The 18,238-nt window shown below is 72.4% G+C and carries 17 protein-coding genes; 5 read left to right on the top strand and 12 right to left on the bottom strand.

The features are described 5' to 3' along the window. Positions 1 to 52 precede the first annotated feature (52 nt). The 11 genes from hpnE to AFM16_RS32715 form a co-directional block, all read right to left on the bottom strand. Positions 53 to 1,465, bottom strand: a complete 1,413-nt coding sequence (gene hpnE, locus AFM16_RS32760) for a hydroxysqualene dehydroxylase HpnE (protein WP_078636071.1) — start codon at positions 1,463 to 1,465, stop codon at positions 53 to 55. Continuing rightward, complete coding sequence (locus AFM16_RS40680; RefSeq protein WP_353962394.1) at positions 1,462 to 1,644, bottom strand: DUF6380 family protein; 183 nt, start codon at positions 1,642 to 1,644, stop codon at positions 1,462 to 1,464. Before AFM16_RS40680 ends, hpnE begins: the two co-directional genes overlap by 4 nt. Then, positions 1,644 to 2,594 carry a presqualene diphosphate synthase HpnD gene (gene hpnD / locus AFM16_RS32755; RefSeq protein WP_030790826.1) on the bottom strand — a complete coding sequence of 317 codons (951 nt, stop codon included), beginning with the start codon at positions 2,592 to 2,594 and terminating at the stop codon, positions 1,644 to 1,646. The genes AFM16_RS40680 and hpnD overlap by 1 nt, the downstream gene beginning before the upstream one ends. Continuing rightward, complete coding sequence (gene hpnC / locus AFM16_RS32750; RefSeq protein ID WP_078636070.1) at positions 2,591 to 3,493, bottom strand: squalene synthase HpnC; 903 nt, start codon at positions 3,491 to 3,493, stop codon at positions 2,591 to 2,593. Before hpnC ends, hpnD begins: the two co-directional genes overlap by 4 nt. A gap of 349 nt (positions 3,494 to 3,842) precedes the next feature. Then, entirely contained in the window at positions 3,843 to 4,631 is a 789-nt protein-coding gene (locus AFM16_RS32745) for an ABC transporter ATP-binding protein (protein ID WP_030790832.1), read from the bottom strand. Further along, positions 4,624 to 5,553 carry an ABC transporter permease gene (locus AFM16_RS32740; RefSeq protein WP_030790835.1) on the bottom strand — a complete coding sequence of 310 codons (930 nt, stop codon included), beginning with the start codon at positions 5,551 to 5,553 and terminating at the stop codon, positions 4,624 to 4,626. The genes AFM16_RS32745 and AFM16_RS32740 overlap by 8 nt, the downstream gene beginning before the upstream one ends. A 100-nt stretch (positions 5,554 to 5,653) precedes the next feature. Continuing rightward, entirely contained in the window at positions 5,654 to 6,499 is an 846-nt protein-coding gene (locus AFM16_RS32735) for a glycosyltransferase family 2 protein (RefSeq protein WP_051780708.1), read from the bottom strand. A gap of 32 nt (positions 6,500 to 6,531) precedes the next feature. Next, positions 6,532 to 7,311 carry a CDP-alcohol phosphatidyltransferase family protein gene (locus AFM16_RS32730; RefSeq protein ID WP_078637165.1) on the bottom strand — a complete coding sequence of 260 codons (780 nt, stop codon included), beginning with the start codon at positions 7,309 to 7,311 and terminating at the stop codon, positions 6,532 to 6,534. Further along, positions 7,289 to 8,350 (bottom strand): iron-containing alcohol dehydrogenase family protein, encoded by a 1,062-nt coding sequence (locus AFM16_RS32725; protein ID WP_030790843.1) that lies wholly within the window; start codon positions 8,348 to 8,350, stop codon positions 7,289 to 7,291. Before AFM16_RS32725 ends, AFM16_RS32730 begins: the two co-directional genes overlap by 23 nt. Continuing rightward, the gene (locus AFM16_RS32720) at positions 8,338 to 9,090 is read right to left on the bottom strand and encodes a phosphocholine cytidylyltransferase family protein (RefSeq protein WP_030790846.1); all 753 of its coding nucleotides are present in this window, start codon (positions 9,088 to 9,090) and stop codon (positions 8,338 to 8,340) included. The genes AFM16_RS32725 and AFM16_RS32720 overlap by 13 nt, the downstream gene beginning before the upstream one ends. Continuing rightward, the gene (locus AFM16_RS32715) at positions 9,087 to 10,877 is read right to left on the bottom strand and encodes a DUF5941 domain-containing protein (RefSeq protein WP_078636069.1); all 1,791 of its coding nucleotides are present in this window, start codon (positions 10,875 to 10,877) and stop codon (positions 9,087 to 9,089) included. The genes AFM16_RS32720 and AFM16_RS32715 overlap by 4 nt, the downstream gene beginning before the upstream one ends. A 335-nt stretch (positions 10,878 to 11,212) precedes the next feature. Here AFM16_RS32715 and galE point away from each other — a divergent pair, with 335 nt between their 5' ends. The 3 genes from galE to idi all read left to right on the top strand — a co-directional run bounded on the left by galE (position 11,213) and on the right by idi (position 14,103). After that, positions 11,213 to 12,202 carry a UDP-glucose 4-epimerase GalE gene (gene galE / locus AFM16_RS32710; protein WP_030790853.1) on the top strand — a complete coding sequence of 330 codons (990 nt, stop codon included), beginning with the start codon at positions 11,213 to 11,215 and terminating at the stop codon, positions 12,200 to 12,202. Between the two features lie 138 nt (positions 12,203 to 12,340). Then, positions 12,341 to 13,282, top strand: a complete 942-nt coding sequence (locus AFM16_RS32705; protein WP_030790857.1) for a cation diffusion facilitator family transporter — start codon at positions 12,341 to 12,343, stop codon at positions 13,280 to 13,282. A gap of 227 nt (positions 13,283 to 13,509) precedes the next feature. Then, a complete protein-coding gene (gene idi, locus AFM16_RS32700; protein ID WP_030790860.1) occupies positions 13,510 to 14,103 on the top strand; it encodes an isopentenyl-diphosphate Delta-isomerase in 594 nt (197 codons plus the stop codon). 18 nt (positions 14,104 to 14,121) lie between these two features. Here the strand turns inward: idi and AFM16_RS32695 are convergent, their stop codons facing one another. Then, positions 14,122 to 14,646, bottom strand: a complete 525-nt coding sequence (locus AFM16_RS32695) for an ATP-binding protein (protein WP_078637164.1) — start codon at positions 14,644 to 14,646, stop codon at positions 14,122 to 14,124. A 290-nt stretch (positions 14,647 to 14,936) separates the two neighbouring features. Between AFM16_RS32695 and AFM16_RS32690 the strand changes: the two genes are divergently transcribed. Continuing rightward, positions 14,937 to 15,686, top strand: coding sequence for an enoyl-CoA hydratase/isomerase family protein (locus AFM16_RS32690; protein ID WP_078636068.1), 750 nt, complete (start codon positions 14,937 to 14,939; stop codon positions 15,684 to 15,686). A 125-nt stretch (positions 15,687 to 15,811) separates the two neighbouring features. Further along, positions 15,812 to 18,238 carry a Tex family protein gene (locus tag AFM16_RS32685; RefSeq protein ID WP_078636067.1) on the top strand — a complete coding sequence of 809 codons (2,427 nt, stop codon included), beginning with the start codon at positions 15,812 to 15,814 and terminating at the stop codon, positions 18,236 to 18,238.

Below are 18,238 nucleotides of genomic sequence, written 5' to 3'. Positions count from 1 at the left end.
GTAGCGGTACCGGAGGGGGTGCGGGGGTGTGCCGAGCCGTGCTGATCGAGCATCAGGCCGCCTCCTCGACAGCGAAGAGGTGGGTAGGTCGGGGCCGGCCGAGGGCGCTCAGGGCGGCGTCGGCCGCGCTCACGCCGCTGCGGACCGCACTCTCCATGGTCGCGGGCCACCCTGTGGCGGTCCACGCACCGGCCAGGTACAGGCCGGGGGCTTGGGTGCGGGCGCCGGGCCGCAGCCGTCCGACGCCGGGGGTGGGGGCGAACGTCGCGGTGCGCTCCCGGGTCACGAAGAAGTCCCGCACCTCGGCGTCGCGGGTGCCCGGCAGCAGCTTGCGCAGTTCGGGCAGATAGCGGGCGCGCAGGTCGGCGACGGGCAGGTCGATCTCGTCCTGGGCGGCCGACTGCGACACGGCGAGGTACTGGCCCTCGCGCAGTCCGGAGGCGCCGGTGCGGTCGAAGACCCACTGCACGGGGGTGCCGAGGGCGGCGAGGAAGGGCGCGCGCAGCACCGGGCGGTCGTAGACGACGTGGACGTTGAGGATGGGGGCGGTGCCGATGTCCAGCAGCCGTTCGCGGGCGTCGAGGGCCCCGGCGGGCAGCAGGTCGTACGTCTCGCGCTGGGGTACGGCGAGGACGACGGCGTCGGCGGTGAGCGTCTCGCCGGGAACCTGAACGTTCCAGCAGCCGTTGTCGGTGCGGGAGAGGGAGGTGACGCGGGTGCGGGTCTCGGTGCGTACGCCCGCGGAGTCGAGCGCCTTGCGGGCGAGCCGGTCGTGCAGCTCGCCCAGGGGCACGTGCGCCCAGCCGATGTCGGCGGCGCCGGGGTCGGAGAGCAGTCCGGTCTTGAACACCATGGCGGCGAGCGCCAGCGAGGAGTCCCCGGCGACGGCGTTGAGGGTGGCGACGCCGACCAGGTCCCACAGGGCCTCGACGGCGCGGGCCGACTGGCCGTGCGCGGTCAGCCAGCTCCCGAAGTCCTGTGTGTCGAGGGCCGGGTCGGTGAGGTCGAGTGCCTTGAGCGCGAGCGCGGCGCGGCCCACCCGGGCGCGTTCGGCGAGGGAGAGGTGCGGGTAGGCGGCGAGGCCGCGGCCCAGGTGCAGGGGGACGGGCAGCGGGTCGCGCCGCAGCCGGCCGAGCCGCCGCCCCTCGGGCCGGTCGACGTCGACGACGGGCACGTCGAGCCGGGGTTGGAGGGGGGCCAGCGCGCTGCCCTCGATGCGGTCGAGGAACCAGCGGTAGGCGGTGCAGCAGCGCAGATAGACGTGCTGGCCGTTGTCGACGGTCAGCTCACCGCGCTGGAAGGAGAAGGCGAGGCCGCCGAGCCGGGGCCGGCCTTCGAGCAGGGTGACGCGCACACCGGCGTCGGCGAGCGCGAGCGCGGCGGTGACACCGGCGAGTCCGCCGCCGACGACCACGGCGGTACGGCCCGCCCGCCGCGGGGCGTCCGGGAGCGGCGCGTGGCTCATGACGTCCCCTCCCCCGCGTCCGGGCCGAAACGATGCGCCGGCCGGCCGTGATGATTGAAGGCTGCACGGCCGACCGTCGCAGTCAGGGACGCCGTGCCGGTCCGGAGGGTTGCGTGCCGCTTCCCACCGGTTCGTCCGGCCCGGCCGGCCGGTACGGCTTTGTCGCCCGTGGCGTCCATCAGGCGTGCCTCCTGACGGTCCGCCGGGACGCGTGCCGGGCGTCCAGACCCGACAGTCCGCGCACGGCGACGTACGCCTTCTCCGGGCCGGGCAGCGAGACGCGGCCGCGCAGGACGGCCTCGGGGTCGCGCTCGATACGGTCCAGGAGGCGGCGGTAGATGCCGGCCATGGCGGCGACACAGGCGCCGCTGCGCCGGTCGAGCATGGGCAGCAGCCGGTAGCCCTCGGCGAAGAGGGTGCGGGCCCGGCGCACCTCGAAGTGCACGAGACCCGCGAAGTCGGAGCCCTCCGGCGGCTTCGGCCCGTCGAACCCGGCCGAGCAGCCGAACTTGGCGAGGTCGTCGGCGGGCAGATAGGTGCGCCCGCCCGTCGCGTCCTCACGGACGTCACGGAGGATGTTGGTGAGCTGGAGCGCGAGACCCAGCGTGTCGGCGTACTCGGGGGCGCGCTCGGCGCCGCGCGCGCCGGGTTCGGTGCCGAACACGCCGAGCGAGAGGCGTCCGATGGCGCCCGCCACACAGCGGCAGTACCCCTTCAGGTCGTCCCAGGTCTCGTAGGTCTCGCCGCGTACGTCCATCAGCACGCCGTCGATCAGCTCGTCCAGGCCGCCCAGCGGCACCGGGAAGGCGCGGGCGGTGTGGGCGAGGGCGACGGCCACCGGGTCGGTGTCGTCCTCGTCGACCTCGCCCTCGCGGACCCGGGTGAGCAGGGCGCGGGTGTCCTCCAGGCGCGCGATCTTGACCTCGTCGGCCAGGGCGCCGTCGCCGATGTCGTCGACACGGCGCGAGAACGCGTACAGCGCGGACATCGCGCGGCGCTTCGGTGTGGGCAGCAGCCTGATGCCGTACGCGAAGTTCCGGGCCTGCTGCCCGGTGACGGCCTCGCAGTAGCTGTAGGCGGCGAGTACCGGCGCGGACACGTGCGGTGACGGCTCCACGGTCCGGATCACCCCTCTCCTCGCAGGGTCACGCCCACCTCACGCAGCAACCGGAGCTTGCCGGGCTTGGGCGGGCCGGGAAGTACGTCGAATTCGGCGGCGGCGATCGCGTGGATCGCCGCCCGTCCCCCCGCCACGAACCCGGCGAGCAGCAGTCTCAGCCTGCCGTGGACGCTACCCACCAGGGGGGCGCCTTCATTCAGAAGGCCGCCGGCGCGTTGCGCCTCGTACGCGACCAGCGCGCGCACCGATGCGCCGGCGCTGTCCGCCGCGAGGTCGGACTCGCCGACGTGGAAACGTTTCATGTCCTCGGCGGGCAGGTAGACGCGGTCACGGCCGAGGTCCTCGGACACGTCCTGGAGGTGCTCGACGATCTGGAGGGCGGTGCAGATCGCGTCGGAGCGGCGGATCCGCTCGGGGGTGGCGGTGCCGGTCACGGCGAGGACCAGCCGGCCGACCGGGTTGGCGGACAGCTCGCAGTAGGCGACGAGGTCGTCGTAGGTCTCGTAGCGGGTGACGAGCTGGTCCTGGCGGTTGGCGGCGATCAGGTCCAGGAACGGCCCGGGGGTGAGGGAGCGGCGGCGGACCGTGGGCTGCAGGCGGCGCAGCAGGGGGTGGCGGGGCTCGCCGTCGAAGACCCGGCGCAGGTCGGCCTCGAAGGCGTCCAGCAGGACCATCCGGTCGTCGGCGTCGGCGGGCGCGACACCGAGCAGCCGGGCGTCGGCGCCGCCGGGGGCGAGGTCGCCGTCACCGATGTCGTCGACCAGGCGGGCGAAGCCGTAGACCGCCATGAGGTCGTCGCGCCAGGCCCGGGGCAGGAAGAAGGGCGCGACGGGGAAGTTCTCGTCGGCGGCCTTGGCGAGGGTGCCGCGCTCCGGGTCGCCGGTGCGGGGGGCGGCGGGCGCCGTCACCGGGGACTGCCCGGGGCAGGGACGGCGCACGCTGCGTTGAGCTGGGGAGTTTCCGTAGCCATTGCCGTCACATCTCCCGTTCTACACCGCCGACCCAAGACACACTATTTCGGACACGCCCGCCCGGCCGTCCCGGCGGAAGGTGTCGCGCATTATCGCCCTACTTGACGTGGTTCGGGACCTGTACAGCTTACGTTGTACAACGCAACATGGTTCGTGGGGGTGTCCCGCGCATCACAACAACACACCAATTGGCGCCAAGATTCCGAAGCGCGGCCGGAGTTGACGTTTCCTTTGCAGACGCCGGGCCCCGCCGGACAGTTCCGGCAGGGCCCGCGCATGTCGCCGCCTACTTGCCGGTGAACTTCTCGTACTCCTTGAGGACCTCTTCGGTCGGGCCGTCGAGGCGCAGTTCGCCGCGTTCCAGCCACAGCACGCGGTCGCAGGTGTCGCGGATCGACTTGTTGCTGTGACTGACCAGAAATACCGTGCCCGCCTGCTTGCGCAGCTCCCTGATGCGTTCCTCGGAGCGCTTCTGGAACTTGCGGTCGCCGGTGGCGAGGGCCTCGTCGATCATGAGGACGTCGTGGTCCTTGGCGGCGGCGATGGAGAACCGCAGCCGGGCCGCCATGCCGGAGGAGTAGGTGCGCATCGGCAGGGTGATGAAGTCGCCCTTCTCGTTGATGCCCGAGAAGTCGACGATCTGCTGGTAGCGCTCCTTGACCTGCTCGCGGGTCATGCCCATGGCGAGCCCGCCGAGGATGACGTTGCGCTCGCCGGTCAGGTCGTTCATCAGGGCCGCGTTGACACCCAGCAGCGAGGGCTGGCCGTCGGTGTAGACCCGGCCGCTCTCCGGCGGCAGCAGACCGGCGATGGCGCGCAGCAGGGTGGACTTGCCGGAGCCGTTGGAGCCGATCAGACCGATGGCCTCGCCCCGGTAGGCGACGAAGGAGACCCCGCGCACCGCGTGCACCTTGCGCACGCCGCGCGCCTCGTCGCCGGAGCCGCGCTTGACGATCCGGCTGAGGGCCGCGGTGGCGCTGCCCTTGCCGGTCCTGGCGCCGTTGACCCGGTACACGATGTGCACGTCGTCGGCGATGACGGTGGGGACGCGCTGTCCCGGAAGCTGCTCAGCCACGGCCGTACCTCTCCTCCGCCTTCCAGAAGTACAGGAAGCCGCCGACGGCGAACAGCAGGGCCCAGCCGACCGCGACCGCCCAGACGTGGTCCGGGAGGTTCTTCGAGCCGTACTCCTCGATGAGCGCGTAGCGCATCAGGTCCATGTAGATGGCCGCCGGGTTCCACTGCAGGACGTTCGCCACCCAGGCCGGCTTGTCCGCGAGGAAGACCGGGATGGAGAACATCACGCCGGACGCGTACATCCAGGTCCGCATCACGAACGGCATGAGCTGCGCGAGGTCCGGCGTCTTCGCGCCGGCCCGGGCGAACACCAGCGCCAGACCGGTGTTGAAGCAGAACTGGAGGACGAGGACGGGGACGATCAGCAGCCAGGAGGCGTCCGGGTAGCTGCCGAAGCCGATGACGACCAGGAACAGCACGATCATCGAGTACAGGAGCTGCTGGAGCTGCTGGAGCGCGAAGGAGATCGGCAGCGAGGCGCGCGGGAAGTGCAGGGCGCGGACCAGGCCGAGGTTGCCGGAGATCGCCCGGACCCCGCTCATCACCGAACTCTGGGTGAAGGTGAACACGAAGACGCCCGTGACCAGGAACGGGATGTACACGTCCTTGGACATCCCGCGGCTGGCGTTGAGCAGCACGCCGAAGATCATGAAGTACACGAACGCGTTGAGCAGGGGCGTGGCCACCTGCCAGAGCTGGCCGAGCTTGGCCTGGCTGTACTGCGCGGTCAGCTTGGCCCGGGAGAACGCCAGGATGAAGTGCCGGCGTCCCCAGAGCTGGCGGACGTACTCCCGCACACGGGGCCGGGCGCCGCTCACGGACAGCCCGTACTTGGCGGCCAGCTCCGCGGCCGTCAGGCCCTCGTCGGGCGACGGGGGCGCGCTCACCGCGACTCCGCCGTCATGCGTTGTCTCACTCACAAGTAGGAAACTTTCGTCTTCGCGATGCGCAGCCTTGACGGGGCTGGCATGAGCCGGGGGGCCCGCCGAACGTCCCGGGGAGCCCTCAGGGACGAGCTTGTCAGATCACCGGGGGCCGGCCCAGTCGGGTCAGCCGCCACACCGTACGCCACTTCATGGGCCTGCGTGGACCGCAGGGTGTGGTCCAGCCTTCCCGGAAGCCGCCGAGCCACGCCCGCAGCGCCGGCCCCGAGGGGCGCCGGGCCAGGGTGAGCAGCAGCCACACCCCGAGATAGACGGGGACCAGCGGGGCGGGCAGGTTCCGGCGGGCCAGCCAGACCCGGTTGCGGGCCACCATCCGGTGGTAGACCGCGTGCCGGGAGGGCGCCGTCGTGGGGTGGTGGAGGACCATGTCCGACCGGTAGTCGATCATCCAGCCCGCGTCGAGGGCCCGCCAGGCGAGGTCGGTCTCCTCATGGGCGTAGAAGAACTCGTCCGGCAGTCCACCCACGTCTGCGAAGACCTTCGTACGGACGGCGTTGGCGCCGCCCAGGAAGGTGGTGACCCGGGAGGAGCGCATCGGGTCGGCGGCGCGCAGCCGGGGGACGTGGCGGCGCTGGGTGACGCCGGTGTCCGGGTCGGCGATGCGGAAGCTGATGATGCCGAGCGCGGGGTCGGCGGCGAACGCCTCCCGGCACAGCGCGGCGGTGTCGTGCCGCGGCAGCAGGCCGTCGTCGTCGAGGAAGAGCAGGACGTCGACGTCCCGGCCGCCGGGTCCGAAGGACTCGATGCCGACGTTGCGGCCGCCGGGGATGCCGAGGTTCTCGGGCAGCTCGACCGTGCGGACGCCCTCGGGGACGTCCGGGACGGGCGAGCCGTTGCCGACCACGACGACCTCGACCGGGTCGCCGTCCTGCTGGGCGACGGAGTCGAGCAGGGCCCTCAGCTCGTCCGGCCGGTTGCCCATGGTGATGACGACCGCGCCGACCTTGACGCCACTCACTTCAGCCTGCTGGAGGCGAGGATGGACACCAGGTGCAGCACGGTCTGGAGCAGCGCGATGCCGGCCAGGACGGCCACCCCGAGCCGGGTGAAGAAGAGGTCGCCGCGCACCTGGTCCACGACCGCCAGGGCCAGGATCAGCAGGGACGCCTCGATGCCGAGGATCAGCCGGTGGAACTTGAGCGCGGCGGCCGCCCGGCGGGCCAGCGCCATGCCGGAGGAGCGCGGCTCGGCGGCCGCCTCCTTGACCGGCGGCAGCCCGCCCTGGTGGCGGGCGACGCCCACCAGGTCGGTCTCCGCCTTGATCAGGATGGCGCCGAGCGCGGCGAGCGTGCCGAGGAAGGCCCACAGCCAGTCGATCCGGCCCGTCCCCCACAGGTCGGCGGCGCGCAGACCGAAGCCGACCAGCACGGCGGCGTCGGTGAGATAGGCGCCGACCCGGTCCAGGTAGACGCCGTTCAGCGAGTACTGCTTCTTCCAGCGGGCGATCTCGCCGTCGACGCAGTCCAGCAGCAGATACATCTGCACGCAGACCACGCCGAGCACGGCGCCCGTGATCCCCGGCACCAGCAGTGCCGGGGCGGCGAGCACGCCGAAGACGGTCATCAGGTACGTGAGCTGGTTGGGCGTGACCCTGGTGTTCACCAGGTAGCGGTCGACCCGCAAGGACACCTCACGCATGTAGAGGCGCCCCATCCAGTGCTCACCGCTGCGCCGGTCCTTCACCCCCGGAGGGTGGACGACCGGTCTGAGTTCAGCTACCGATGGCCTTGACATAGTCGGCGTAGGTGTCCTTGATCTGTTCGGGCTTGAGGTCGAGGTGTTCGAGGATCGTGTAGCGGCCGGGCCGGGTCTCGGGGGCGAACTCCACGACGCGGACGAACTCGTCCACCGTGAAGCCGATCTCCTCCGGGAGCACCGGAAGCCCGTGTCTGCGCAGCACCTCGGCCATGTAGGCCGACTCGTCGTGGGCTCCGCGCAGATACATCGCGAAGGCCGCGCCGAGACCGCACTGCTCGCCGTGGGCGGCGGCCCGCTTGGGGAAGAGCAGGTCGAAGGCGTGGTTGATCTCGTGGCAGGCGCCGGAGGACGGGCGGGAGTCGCCCGAGACCGACATCGCGATACCGCTGAGCACCAGCGCCTCGGCCAGCACCTGGAGGAAGCCGGTGTCGCCGACCCCGCCCGGGTGGCGCAGGACGGCCTCGCCGGCCTGGCGGGCGATCGCGGCGGCTAGGCCGTCGATCTTCTCGCCCTTGACCCGGGCCGCCAGCTCCCAGTCCGCGATGGCCGAGATGTTCGACACCGCGTCGCCGATCCCGGCCCGTACGAACCGCACCGGGGCCTCGCGGATGACGTCGAGGTCGATCACGACGGCGATCGGGTTGGGCACGCCGTAGGAGCCGCGGCCCGCGTCGTTGTCGAGGGTGGCGACCGGCGAGCACAGTCCGTCGTGCGCGAGGTTCGTGGGGACGGCGACCAGCGGGAGGCCGACCCGTGCCGCAGCGAACTTCGCGCAGTCGATGATCTTGCCGCCGCCGAGGCCCACGACCGCGTCGTAGTGGCCGGCCTTTATGTCGCTCGCCAGCCGGACCGCGTCGTCGAGGGTGCCGCCGCCGACCTCGTACCAGGCGGCGCCGGGCAGGGACGGTTCGAGCCGGGCGCGCAGCCGGGCGCCGGAGCCGCCGCTGACGGCGACGGCGAGCTTGCCGGAGTGCGAGATGCGCTCGTCGGCGAGGACGCCCCCGAGGTCGTCGAGGGCACCCGGGCGGATGTCGACGACGACCGGTGAGGGGATGAGCCGGGTCAGTACTGGCACGCGATCTCCCGTCCCCGGGCGAGGTCGTCGTGGTTGTCGATCTCGACCCAGGCGACCTCGCCGATCGGGGCGACGTCGATCCGGAAGCCGCGGTCGACCAGCTCCTGGTAGCCGTGCTCGTAGAACTGCTGGGGGTCGGTCTCCCAGACCTTCTTCAGCGCGTCGGCCAGGTCGGGGGCGGCGTCGCCCTCGATGAGCGTGACGCCGATGTACTCACCGGTGGCCTCGGCCGGGTCCATCAGCTTGGTGATCTTCGTCATGCCCTGGGCGGGGTCGACGACGACCTTCATCTCCTCGTCGGCCAGGGACTTCACGGTGTCCAGCGCGAGGATGATCCTCTTGCCGTCGCCGCGGGCGGCGAGCAGGGTCTTCTCGACGGAGACCGGGTGCACGGTGTCGCCGTTGGCGAGGATCACGCCGTCCTTGAGGGCGTCACGGCCGCACCACAGGGAGTAGGCGTTGTTCCACTCCTCGGCCTTGTCGTTGTCGATCAGGGTGAGCTTGAGGCCGTACTTCGCCTCCAGCGCCTCCTTGCGCGCGTACACGGCCTCCTTGCGGTAGCCGACGATCACCGCGACCTCGGTCAGACCGATCTCGGCGAAGTTGCCGAGCGTCAGGTCCAGGACCGTGGGCTCGCCCTCTATGCCCGCGGGCCCCACCGGCACCAGCGCCTTGGGCAGGCTGTCGGTGTAGGGGCGCAGACGGCGTCCGGCGCCGGCCGCCAGCACGAGGCCGATCATGCGGGTTCTCCTTCGTCGTGTACGGCTGGGGCCCCTGCGGAGACCCAGAAGCGGGTGCTCTCGACGAGCACCACGAGGGCGACGGCCACGGCCAGGGCCGTGAGCGCGACCGTGAACTGCGCGCCGGTGAGCAGCGCGGCCAGCACGGCGACGAGCAGGGTCCGCCCGTCCTGTCCCCCGATGGCACGCACCAGCCAGGCCGGCGGCGCTCCGGCGTCGCCGCGGATGCGGTACACCGTGTCGTAGTGATGGTAGGCGACGGCGGCCACCAGTCCGAAAGCCGCCGGAAGCGCTCCGTTCACATCGGAGCGGGCCGCCAGGACCAGGACGGTCAGGTACTCGCCGGCCCGCAGGATCGGCGGGACCAGCCAGTCCAGGGCGCCCTTGAGGGGGCGGGTGACGGCCTCGGCCGAGGTGACGACGTACAGGGCGGCCGGCAGGACGACCCACCAGCTCGGGCCCCAGGCCCAGGCGGCGGCCACCACCAGGACGGCGCCGAGACCGGCACTGAGCGGTGCGATGCGGGGGCCGCGGCCCTTCAGGACGGGAACGAGCGCACCGACGAGCGGACCGTTGTCCGCGAGGTCCGCCAGTGCCCTGGCCGCCCGGTCCGTGCGGCGGGCCTTGCGGGTCAGCGAGCGCAGCACGCGTCCGGCCGTGGTGTAGGTCGCCGCGAAGGCGCAGCCGATCAGCAGGACGTAGAAGGTGATGCGGGGGGTGGTGACCGCCGTGAGGACGGCGATCATGGCCCAGCGTTCGCCGATGGGCAGGACGATCATCCGCCGCGCCCAGACCGTCCAGCCGACGCTGTCGAGCTTGCCGGAGAGGGCGGCGGTGGGGCTGGTGTTGGCCGTGGCGTCGTGGTTGGCCTCGTTGAAGGAGAAGTCCACGACGTGCCGGCAGGTCTGGAGGATCATCGCGCCCAGGGCGAGCGCCCACACGTCGTCGCCGCCGCGGGCCGCGCCGAGGGCGAGGCCGGCGTAGTAGGCGTACTCCTTGGCGCGGTCGAAGGTGGCGTCGAGCCAGGCACCGAGCGTGGAGTACTGGAGGGAGTAGCGGGCGAGCTGGCCGTCGGTGCAGTCCAGCACGAAGGACGCGATCAGCAGCACGCCTGCCGCGACGAATCCGCCCCGGGTGCCGGTGGCCGCGCAGCCGGCCGCGATCAGCGCGGTGATCAGGGAGGCGGTGGTGACCTGGTTCGGGGTCAGCCCGCGGCGGGCGCACCAGCGGGCGATGTAACGGGAGTACGGGCTGATGAAGAAGGTGGTGAAGAACCCGTCGCGGGCCTTCACGGCCGACTTCAGGCGTACGGCCTCGTCGTCGACGGCGGCCACGGCCTGCCGTGCCTCGTTGCGGGTCTGGGGGTCGGTGGGGACCTCGGCGACCAGACGGCCCAGCTCGGGGCGGTGGACGTCGTCACCCTCGGCCGCCAGGACGTCGGCGATCCGGTCGGCGAGGCTGTCCACCACCAGGGCGCCGCCGCTCGACGCGTTCTCGTGGGCCAGCGCGCGGGTGAGGGCGGCGCGGGCGGCGGGCTGCGCGGTGAGCGCGCCCGGCACCGCGGCGAGCGGGAAGCGGGGGTCGGTCAGACCGAGGCGCAGCGCGTGCGGGTGGCCCACGAAGCGGGCGTCGACCACGGCGACGCGCTCCTGGGCCGGTATCGCGGCGAGCAGGCTCCCGGTCTCGGCGGCGTCGGCGGCCGAGAGGACGTCGAAGCCGAGGGACCGCAGGTCGCTTTCGAGCGACGATCCGGGAACCGGCTGACCGGTGAGGATGGCGGTCGACAACCGAAGTCACTCCCTGGGTGCCGACGCGTCCGCGCCGGTCGTGTGCAGGTGGGGGCGCCCGTGGGGTGCACCGGGCGGGGCCGGGCGGGCGGCGTTGTCGGCAGAGGCTATCGGATGCCGGGAAGACCGTGTTCACCGGCCGTTCAGGCTCCCGTCGGCATGCTCCGGCCGTGCGGCGCGGTGCCGACGGACCCGGTCCGTGCCTGACGCGGACCGGCCTCCGCCGAGATCATCATGGGTGATCGGCGACCCGGCTCACAAACCGCGCCTCCCGAGCGGGCGGACATCGGGGACATTGCGGGCGGCGCCGGGGTGTCGGCATAGGGTGGGCGGCCATGACCTGGCTGATCACCGGCGGAGCCGGATACATAGGCGCCCATGTGGCGCGTGCCATGACCGCGGCCGGCGAGCGCGTCGTCGTCCTGGACGACCTCTCGTCCGGGGTGTCCGCCCGGCTGCCGGCGGACGTGCCGCTGGTGCGGGGCTCGTCGCTGGACGCCGCCCTGGTGGAGCGGGTGCTCGGCGAGCACGCCGTGACGGGCGTGGTGCATCTGGCCGCGCACAAGCAGGTCGGCGAGTCGGTGGCGCGGCCCACCCTGTACTACCGGGACAACGTCGGCGGTCTGGCCACCCTCCTGGAGACGGTCGCCGCGGCCGGGGTGCGCCGCTTCGTGTTCTCCTCGTCCGCGGCCGTCTACGGCAACCCGGATGTGGACCTCATCACGGAGGACACCCCGTGCGCCCCGGTGAACCCGTACGGCGAGACCAAGCTCGCCGGCGAGTGGCTGGTGCGGGCGGCGGGGCAGGCGCACGGCATGGCGACGGCCTGTCTGCGCTTCTTCAACGTGGCCGGGGCGGCCGAGCCCGTCCTGGCCGACACCGGGATCTTCAACATCGTCCCGATGGTCTTCGACCGGCTCACCCGGGACGAGGCCCCGCGGATCTTCGGCGCCGACTACCCGACCCCGGACGGCACCTGCGTCCGGGACTACATCCACGTCAGCGATCTGGCCGAGGCGCATCTCGCGGCGACCCGGCGGCTGTCCGCGCCGGACGCGGCCGGGGATCTGACGGTCAACATCGGCCGGGGCGAGGGCGTCTCGGTGCGTGAGCTGATCACCCTGATCGGCGAGGTGACCGGGGACACCCGTCCGGCGCTGGTGGAGGACCGGCGGCCCGGGGACGCGCCGCGCGCGGTCGCCGGGGCCGGACTGGCCGCGCGCGAGCTGGGCTGGACCGCGCGGCGCGGGGTGCGCGAGATGGTCGAGTCGGCCTGGCTGGGCTGGCAACTGCACCACGGCGCGCAGGCGGCGCCGACCCGCTGACGGGCCCGGCAAGCGCTCTGACCTGGGGATCGTTTCCGCAGGTCAGAGCATATGACAACGGTGTTCAGTGCCGCGTTGCCGGATACCCCCCACCCGTAGTTCACTGTGATCCCGGGCGACCACAGGGAGGCTGCTGCCATGGGGGCTGGGCACGACCACGGCCATACGCACACCCACGCACCGACGACCGGTACGGCCGCCGCGGCGTACCGGGGCCGGCTGCGGGTGGCGCTGGCGATCACGCTCACCGTGATGGTGGTGGAGATCGTCGGCGGGGTGCTCGCGGACTCCCTCGCGCTGATCGCGGACGCCGCGCACATGGCGACCGACGCGCTGGGCCTCGGCATGGCGCTGCTCGCCATCCACTTCGCCAACCGTCCCGCGAGCACCCATCGCACCTTCGGCTACGCCCGCGCGGAGATCCTCGCCGCGCTCGCCAACTGTCTGCTGCTGCTCGGGGTGGGCGGGTACGTCCTGTACGAGGCGGTGCAGCGGTTCTTCACGCCCGCGCCCACCGAGGGCGGGCTGATGATCTGGTTCGGCGCCGTCGGCCTGGTCGCGAACGTCATCTCGCTCACGCTGCTGATGCGCGGTCAGGCGGAGAGCCTGAACGTGCGCGGGGCGTTCCTGGAGGTGGCGGCGGACGCGCTGGGCTCGGTCGCGGTGCTGGTCTCGGCGGTGGTGATCCTGACCACCGGCTGGCAGGCCGCCGACCCGGTCGCCTCGCTGGTCATCGGGCTGATGATCGTGCCGCGCACGGTGAAGCTGCTGCGCGAGACGCTCGACGTGCTGCTGGAGTCGGCCCCCAGGGGCGTCGACATGGCGGAGGTGCGCGCCCATATCGTCGCCCTGGACGGGGTGGAGGACGTGCACGATCTGCACGCCTGGACGATCACCTCGGGAATGCCGGTGCTGTCGGCGCACGTCGTGGTCCGCTCGGACGTGCTGAACGCGATCGGCCACGAGAAGATGCTGCACGAACTCCAGGGGTGCCTGGGCGACCACTTCGACGTCGAGCACTGCACCTTCCAGTTGGAGCCGGTCGGCCACGCGCGGCACGAGGCGCGGCTCTGCCACTGAACCGGGTGCCCGCGGGAACCCGGTGCCGGAACGGACCCCGTGCCGGAACCGACCCCGTTCCGGATGGGAACAGCCGTTCTGGACGGTTCTCCGCCCACCCCGCCGGGCAAGATCACGCACGGGCCCGGCCGCCGTGCGCGGGACATGCGCGCGTTGGCGCGAAGTGCCGGGAGTGCCGGGCGCGTACGGCAGACTGGGGACGCGAGGACCGATTGCTAAGGATGGGTATGTCGATCACACCTGCCACCGCGAAGCACAGCTCGGCGGACGGCACCGCGGAAGCGATCTTGCTGGAGCTCGTCGACGAGAACGGCGTGACCATCGGCACCGCGGAGAAGCTCGCCGCCCACCAGCCGCCGGGGCGACTGCACCGCGCCTTCTCGGTGTTCCTCTTCGACGAGCAGGGCCGGCTGCTGCTCCAGCAGCGGGCGCTCGGCAAGTACCACTCCCCCGGTGTGTGGTCCAACACCTGCTGCGGCCACCCCTACCCCGGTGAGGCGCCGTTCGCGGCGGCCGCCCGGCGCACGTTCGAGGAGCTGGGAGTCTCCCCCTCGCTGCTCGCCGAGGCGGGCACGGTCCGCTACAACCACCCGGACCCGGCGTCGGGCCTGGTGGAGCAGGAGTTCAACCATCTCTACGTCGGGATGGTGCAGTCGGCGCTGCGGCCGGACCCGGAGGAGGTGGGCGACACGGCCTTCGTGACCCCCGCCGAGCTGGCGGAGCGGCACGCGAAGGACACGTTCTCGTCGTGGTTCATGACGGTGCTGGACGCGGCCCGTCCGGCCGTGCGGGAGCTGACGGGGCCGTCGGCCGGCTGGTGAGCCGGGGGCCGGTGGCCCTCAGGGCAGGCGCACGGGCTTGAGCGGCAGGGCGGCCCAGATGACCTTGCCGCCGCCCGCCGTGTGCTCGACGTCGCACACGCCGCCCGCCTCCCGGGCGATCTCGCGCACCAGGAGCAGTCCGCGGCCGCCGGTGCGGCCGTGGTCGGCCTCCAGGGCGGTCGGACGGTAGGGGTGGTTGTCCTCGACGGACACCCGCACCCACTCGGCCCCGACGGCGACCTCCACCGCGAGCACCGGCGACAGCAGGGCCGCGTGCCGTACGGCGTTGGTCACCAGCTCGGAGACGATCAGCAGGAGCCCCTGGACGAGATCGTCCGAGACGGGCACCCCCTGCCGGTGGAGCAGGTCCCGCACCGCGTGCCGGGCCTGCGGGACCGAGGCGTCCACGGCGGCGGCGGTGAACCGCCAGACGCCCTCGTAGGGCAGCGGCCGCGGCTCGTCCCGCGGAGGTCCCGGGGGCCCGAGAGGTGCGTCCGCCCCGCCTGCTGGGCGTGGGTCGGGCCCGCGCCCATGATCGTCCATCGTCCGGTCGCCACCCTCGCGCTCGATTGTCACCACACGTCGAGTGTTGGTAACAATGCGCTCCCCTCCGAACCACTGAACAGAAGTCAGCGATTATCGCCCGTTTTCGATCGTTCGCGAGTGAGGCGATCCACTCCGCGACCGTTCCTGTTCCGGCCATGCCGCCTTCGCGCACTCTTCGGGTTGTACGGGCGCGGCGGCCCCGTCGCCCTTTTCGTCCGGGATTCGCCCCCGGTTCGTCCGACGGCCGACGTGTCCGGGCCGGGAGGGCTGCGGTTAGCATCCGGGCCATGGAGCCCGAACTGCTGCACGGCGTCACCGACGGGGTCGCCACCGTCGTCCTGCACCACCCGGCGAAGCGCAACGCCATGACCGCCGCGATGTGGGCGGCCCTGCCGCCGCTGCTGGACACCCTGGCCGCCGATCCCCGGGTGCGGGTGCTGGTGCTGACGGGCGCGGGCGGCACCTTCTGCGCCGGGGCCGACATCTCCACGCTCCAGGGCTCGCCGGACGAGGCGCAGACGCTGGCCGTCCGGGCCGAGGAGGCCCTCGCGGCGTTCCCCAAGCCGACGCTGGCGGCCGTGAAGGGGCACTGCGTGGGCGGCGGCGCGCAGCTCGCGGGCGCCTGCGATCTGCGGTTCGCCGAAGAGGGCGCGCTGTTCGGGGTGACCCCGGCCAAGCTCGGCATCGTCTACCCGGCGTCCGCCACCCGGCGCCTGGTCTCCCTGGTCGGCCCCGGCGCCGCCAAGTACCTGCTGTTCTCCGGCGAGTTGATCGACACCGAGCGCGCGCTGCGCACCGGTTTCGTGGACGAGGTGCTGCCCGTCGACGCGCTCGACAAGCGGGTCGCCGAGTTCACCCGGGTACTGGTCTCGCGCTCCCAGCTCACCCAGGCCGCCGCGAAGGAGTTCGCCGACGGCCGCACCGACCGCGACGCCCACTGGAGCGCGCAGGCCCGGGCCAGTGACGACACCGCGGAGGGCGTCGCCGCGTTCCTGGAGCGCCGGGAGCCGCGCTTCACCTGGACCGTCCCGCGCTGACGGCCGCCGCCGCGCGGGGCCCGCTCCGGACCGCGCCGGGCCGCTCACCGTGCCGTGATCCCCGGGTGTCGGTCCCACCTGCCACAATTGCGGCGCAACCCCAGTCAAGAAGGCGGTACGGGATCGTGACGACACCCGGGTCCATCGAATCAGGGTCCATCGAAGGCAGGATCGCCGAGGAACTCGGCGTACGGGAGCGGCAGGTCAGGGCCGCCGTGGAGCTGCTCGACGGCGGCTCGACGGTGCCCTTCATCGCGCGCTACCGCAAGGAGGCGACCGAGATGCTCGACGACGCGCAACTGCGCACCGTCGAGGAGCGGCTGCGCTACCTGCGGGAGCTGGAGGACCGGCGGGCGGCGATCCTGGAGTCGGTGCGTGAGCAGGGCAAGCTCACCGACGCGCTGGAGGCGCAGATCCGCGGCGCCGAGACCAAGGCCCGGCTCGAGGACATCTATCTGCCCTACAAGCCCAAGCGGCGCACCAAGGCGCAGATCGCGCGGGAGGCGGGCCTGGAGCCGCTCGCCGAGGGCCTGCTCACCGACCCCGGTGTGGAGCCGCTCGCCGCGGCGGCCGCGTTCGTCGACGCCGACAAGGGCGTCGCCGATCCGCAGGCCGCGCTGGACGGCGCGCGGGCCATCCTCACCGAGCGCTTCTCGGAGGACGCCGACCTGATCGGCGAACTGCGCGAGCGCATGTGGGGGCGCGGCCGGCTGGTCGCCAGGGTGCGCGAGGGCAAGGAGGAGGCGGGCGCCAAGTTCGCCGACTACTTCGACTTCGCCGAGCCGTTCACCGCGCTGCCCTCGCACCGGATCCTGGCCATGCTGCGCGGCGAGAAGGAAGACGTCCTCGACCTCGTCCTGGAGCCGGAGGAGCCCTCCGAGCAGCCGGGTCCTTCGTCGTACGAGGGAATCGTCGCGTCGAGGTTCGGCATCGCCGAGCGGGGCCGGCCGGGCGACAAGTGGCTGATCGACACGGTCCGCTGGGCCTGGCGCACCCGGATCCTGGTGCATCTCGGCATCGACCTGCGGCTGCGGCTGCGCACGGCCGCGGAGGACGAGGCGGTGAACGTGTTCGCGGCGAACCTGCGCGACCTGCTGCTCGCCGCCCCGGCCGGCACCCGCGCGACGCTCGGTCTGGACCCCGGCTTCCGTACGGGCGTGAAGGTGGCCGTGGTCGACGCGACCGGCAAGGTCGTGGCGACGGACGTGATCTACCCGCACGTTCCGGCCAACAAGTGGGACGAGGCGATCGCCAAGCTGGCCCGGCTGGCGAAGGAGCACGCCGTCGAGCTGATCGCCATCGGCAACGGCACGGCTTCCCGCGAGACCGACAAGCTCGCCGGTGAACTGATCACCAAGCATCCCGAGCTGAAGCTCACCAAGGTGATGGTGTCCGAGGCGGGCGCCTCCGTGTACTCGGCCTCCGCGTTCGCCTCGCAAGAGCTGCCCGACATGGACGTGTCGCTGCGCGGCGCGGTGTCCATCGCGCGCCGGCTCCAGGACCCGCTGGCCGAGCTGGTGAAGATCGACCCGAAGTCGATCGGTGTCGGCCAGTACCAGCACGACCTGTCCGAGGTGAAGCTGTCGCGCTCGCTGGACGCGGTCGTCGAGGACTGTGTGAACGGCGTCGGCGTGGACGTGAACACGGCCTCCGCGCCGCTGCTCGCGCGGGTCTCCGGCATCACCTCCGGGCTCGCCGAGAACATCGTGGCGCACCGCGACGCCAACGGCCCCTTCACCGCCCGTACCCAGCTCAAGAAGGTGGCGCGGCTCGGCCCCAAGGCGTACGAGCAGTGCGCGGGCTTCCTGCGGATCCGCGGCGGTGACGACCCGTTGGACGCGTCCAGCGTGCACCCGGAGGCGTATCCGGTGGTGCGGCGGATGGTGAAGACCTCGGGGCAGGAGGTGGCGGCGCTCGTCGGCAACACCGGTGTCCTGCGGTCGCTGCGGCCGGACGACTTCGTGGACGAGACGTTCGGTCTGCCGACCGTCACCGACATCCTGAGGGAGCTGGAGAAGCCCGGCCGCGACCCGCGGCCCGCCTTCAAGACGGCCACCTTCAAGGACGGCGTGGAGAAGATCTCCGACCTGGCGTCCGGGATGGTCCTGGAGGGGGTCGTGACGAACGTGGCGGCCTTCGGGGCGTTCGTCGACGTCGGCGTCCACCAGGACGGTCTGGTGCATGTCTCCGCCATGTCGCGGACGTTCGTCAAGGACCCGCGGGACGTGGTCAAGCCGGGTGACATCGTCAAGGTGAAGGTCCTCGACGTCGACATCCCGCGCAAGCGGATCTCGCTGACGCTCCGGCTGGACGACGAGGCCGCGCCCCAGGGCCAGGACCGTCCGTCGGGCGGCGCCCGGCAGCAGCGCGGCGGTGACGGGCGTCCGCCGCAGCAGCGCCGGCAGAGCGGCGGGCAGGGCGGTGGCCAGCGGGGCGGCAACGGCGGTCAGCGCGCGGGCGGTTCGCGTCAGGCGCCGGCGCCGGCGAACAGCGCGATGGCCGACGCGCTGCGCAAGGCGGGCCTGCTCGACCCGAAGAAGGGCCGCGGCTGA

This window comes from Streptomyces antibioticus (assembly GCF_002019855.1).
In the GTDB taxonomy this organism is placed as follows: Bacteria; Actinomycetota; Actinomycetes; order Streptomycetales; family Streptomycetaceae; genus Streptomyces; species Streptomyces antibioticus_B.
Note: the sequence above shows the minus strand (reverse complement) of the source record. Positions and strands in the feature narration are given on the sequence as shown.

Excerpts from the sequence above, each read along its gene's own strand:
- hpnE (WP_078636071.1), bottom strand. The coding sequence starts at position 1,465 with ATGAGCCACGCGCCGCTCCCGGACGCCCCGCGGCGGGCGGGCCGTACC.
- AFM16_RS32690 (WP_078636068.1), top strand. The coding sequence starts at position 14,937 with ATGGAGCCCGAACTGCTGCACGGCGTCACCGACGGGGTCGCCACCGTC.
- AFM16_RS40680 (WP_353962394.1), bottom strand. The coding sequence starts at position 1,644 with ATGGACGCCACGGGCGACAAAGCCGTACCGGCCGGCCGGGCCGGACGA.
- idi (WP_030790860.1), top strand. The coding sequence starts at position 13,510 with ATGTCGATCACACCTGCCACCGCGAAGCACAGCTCGGCGGACGGCACC.
- AFM16_RS32730 (WP_078637165.1), bottom strand. The coding sequence starts at position 7,311 with ATGTCAAGGCCATCGGTAGCTGAACTCAGACCGGTCGTCCACCCTCCG.
- galE (WP_030790853.1), top strand. The coding sequence starts at position 11,213 with ATGACCTGGCTGATCACCGGCGGAGCCGGATACATAGGCGCCCATGTG.
- AFM16_RS32705 (WP_030790857.1), top strand. The coding sequence starts at position 12,341 with ATGGGGGCTGGGCACGACCACGGCCATACGCACACCCACGCACCGACG.
- AFM16_RS32695 (WP_078637164.1), bottom strand. The coding sequence starts at position 14,646 with ATGGACGATCATGGGCGCGGGCCCGACCCACGCCCAGCAGGCGGGGCG.
- AFM16_RS32720 (WP_030790846.1), bottom strand. The coding sequence starts at position 9,090 with ATGATCGGCCTCGTGCTGGCGGCCGGCGCCGGACGCCGTCTGCGCCCC.
- AFM16_RS32735 (WP_051780708.1), bottom strand. The coding sequence starts at position 6,499 with ATGGGCAACCGGCCGGACGAGCTGAGGGCCCTGCTCGACTCCGTCGCC.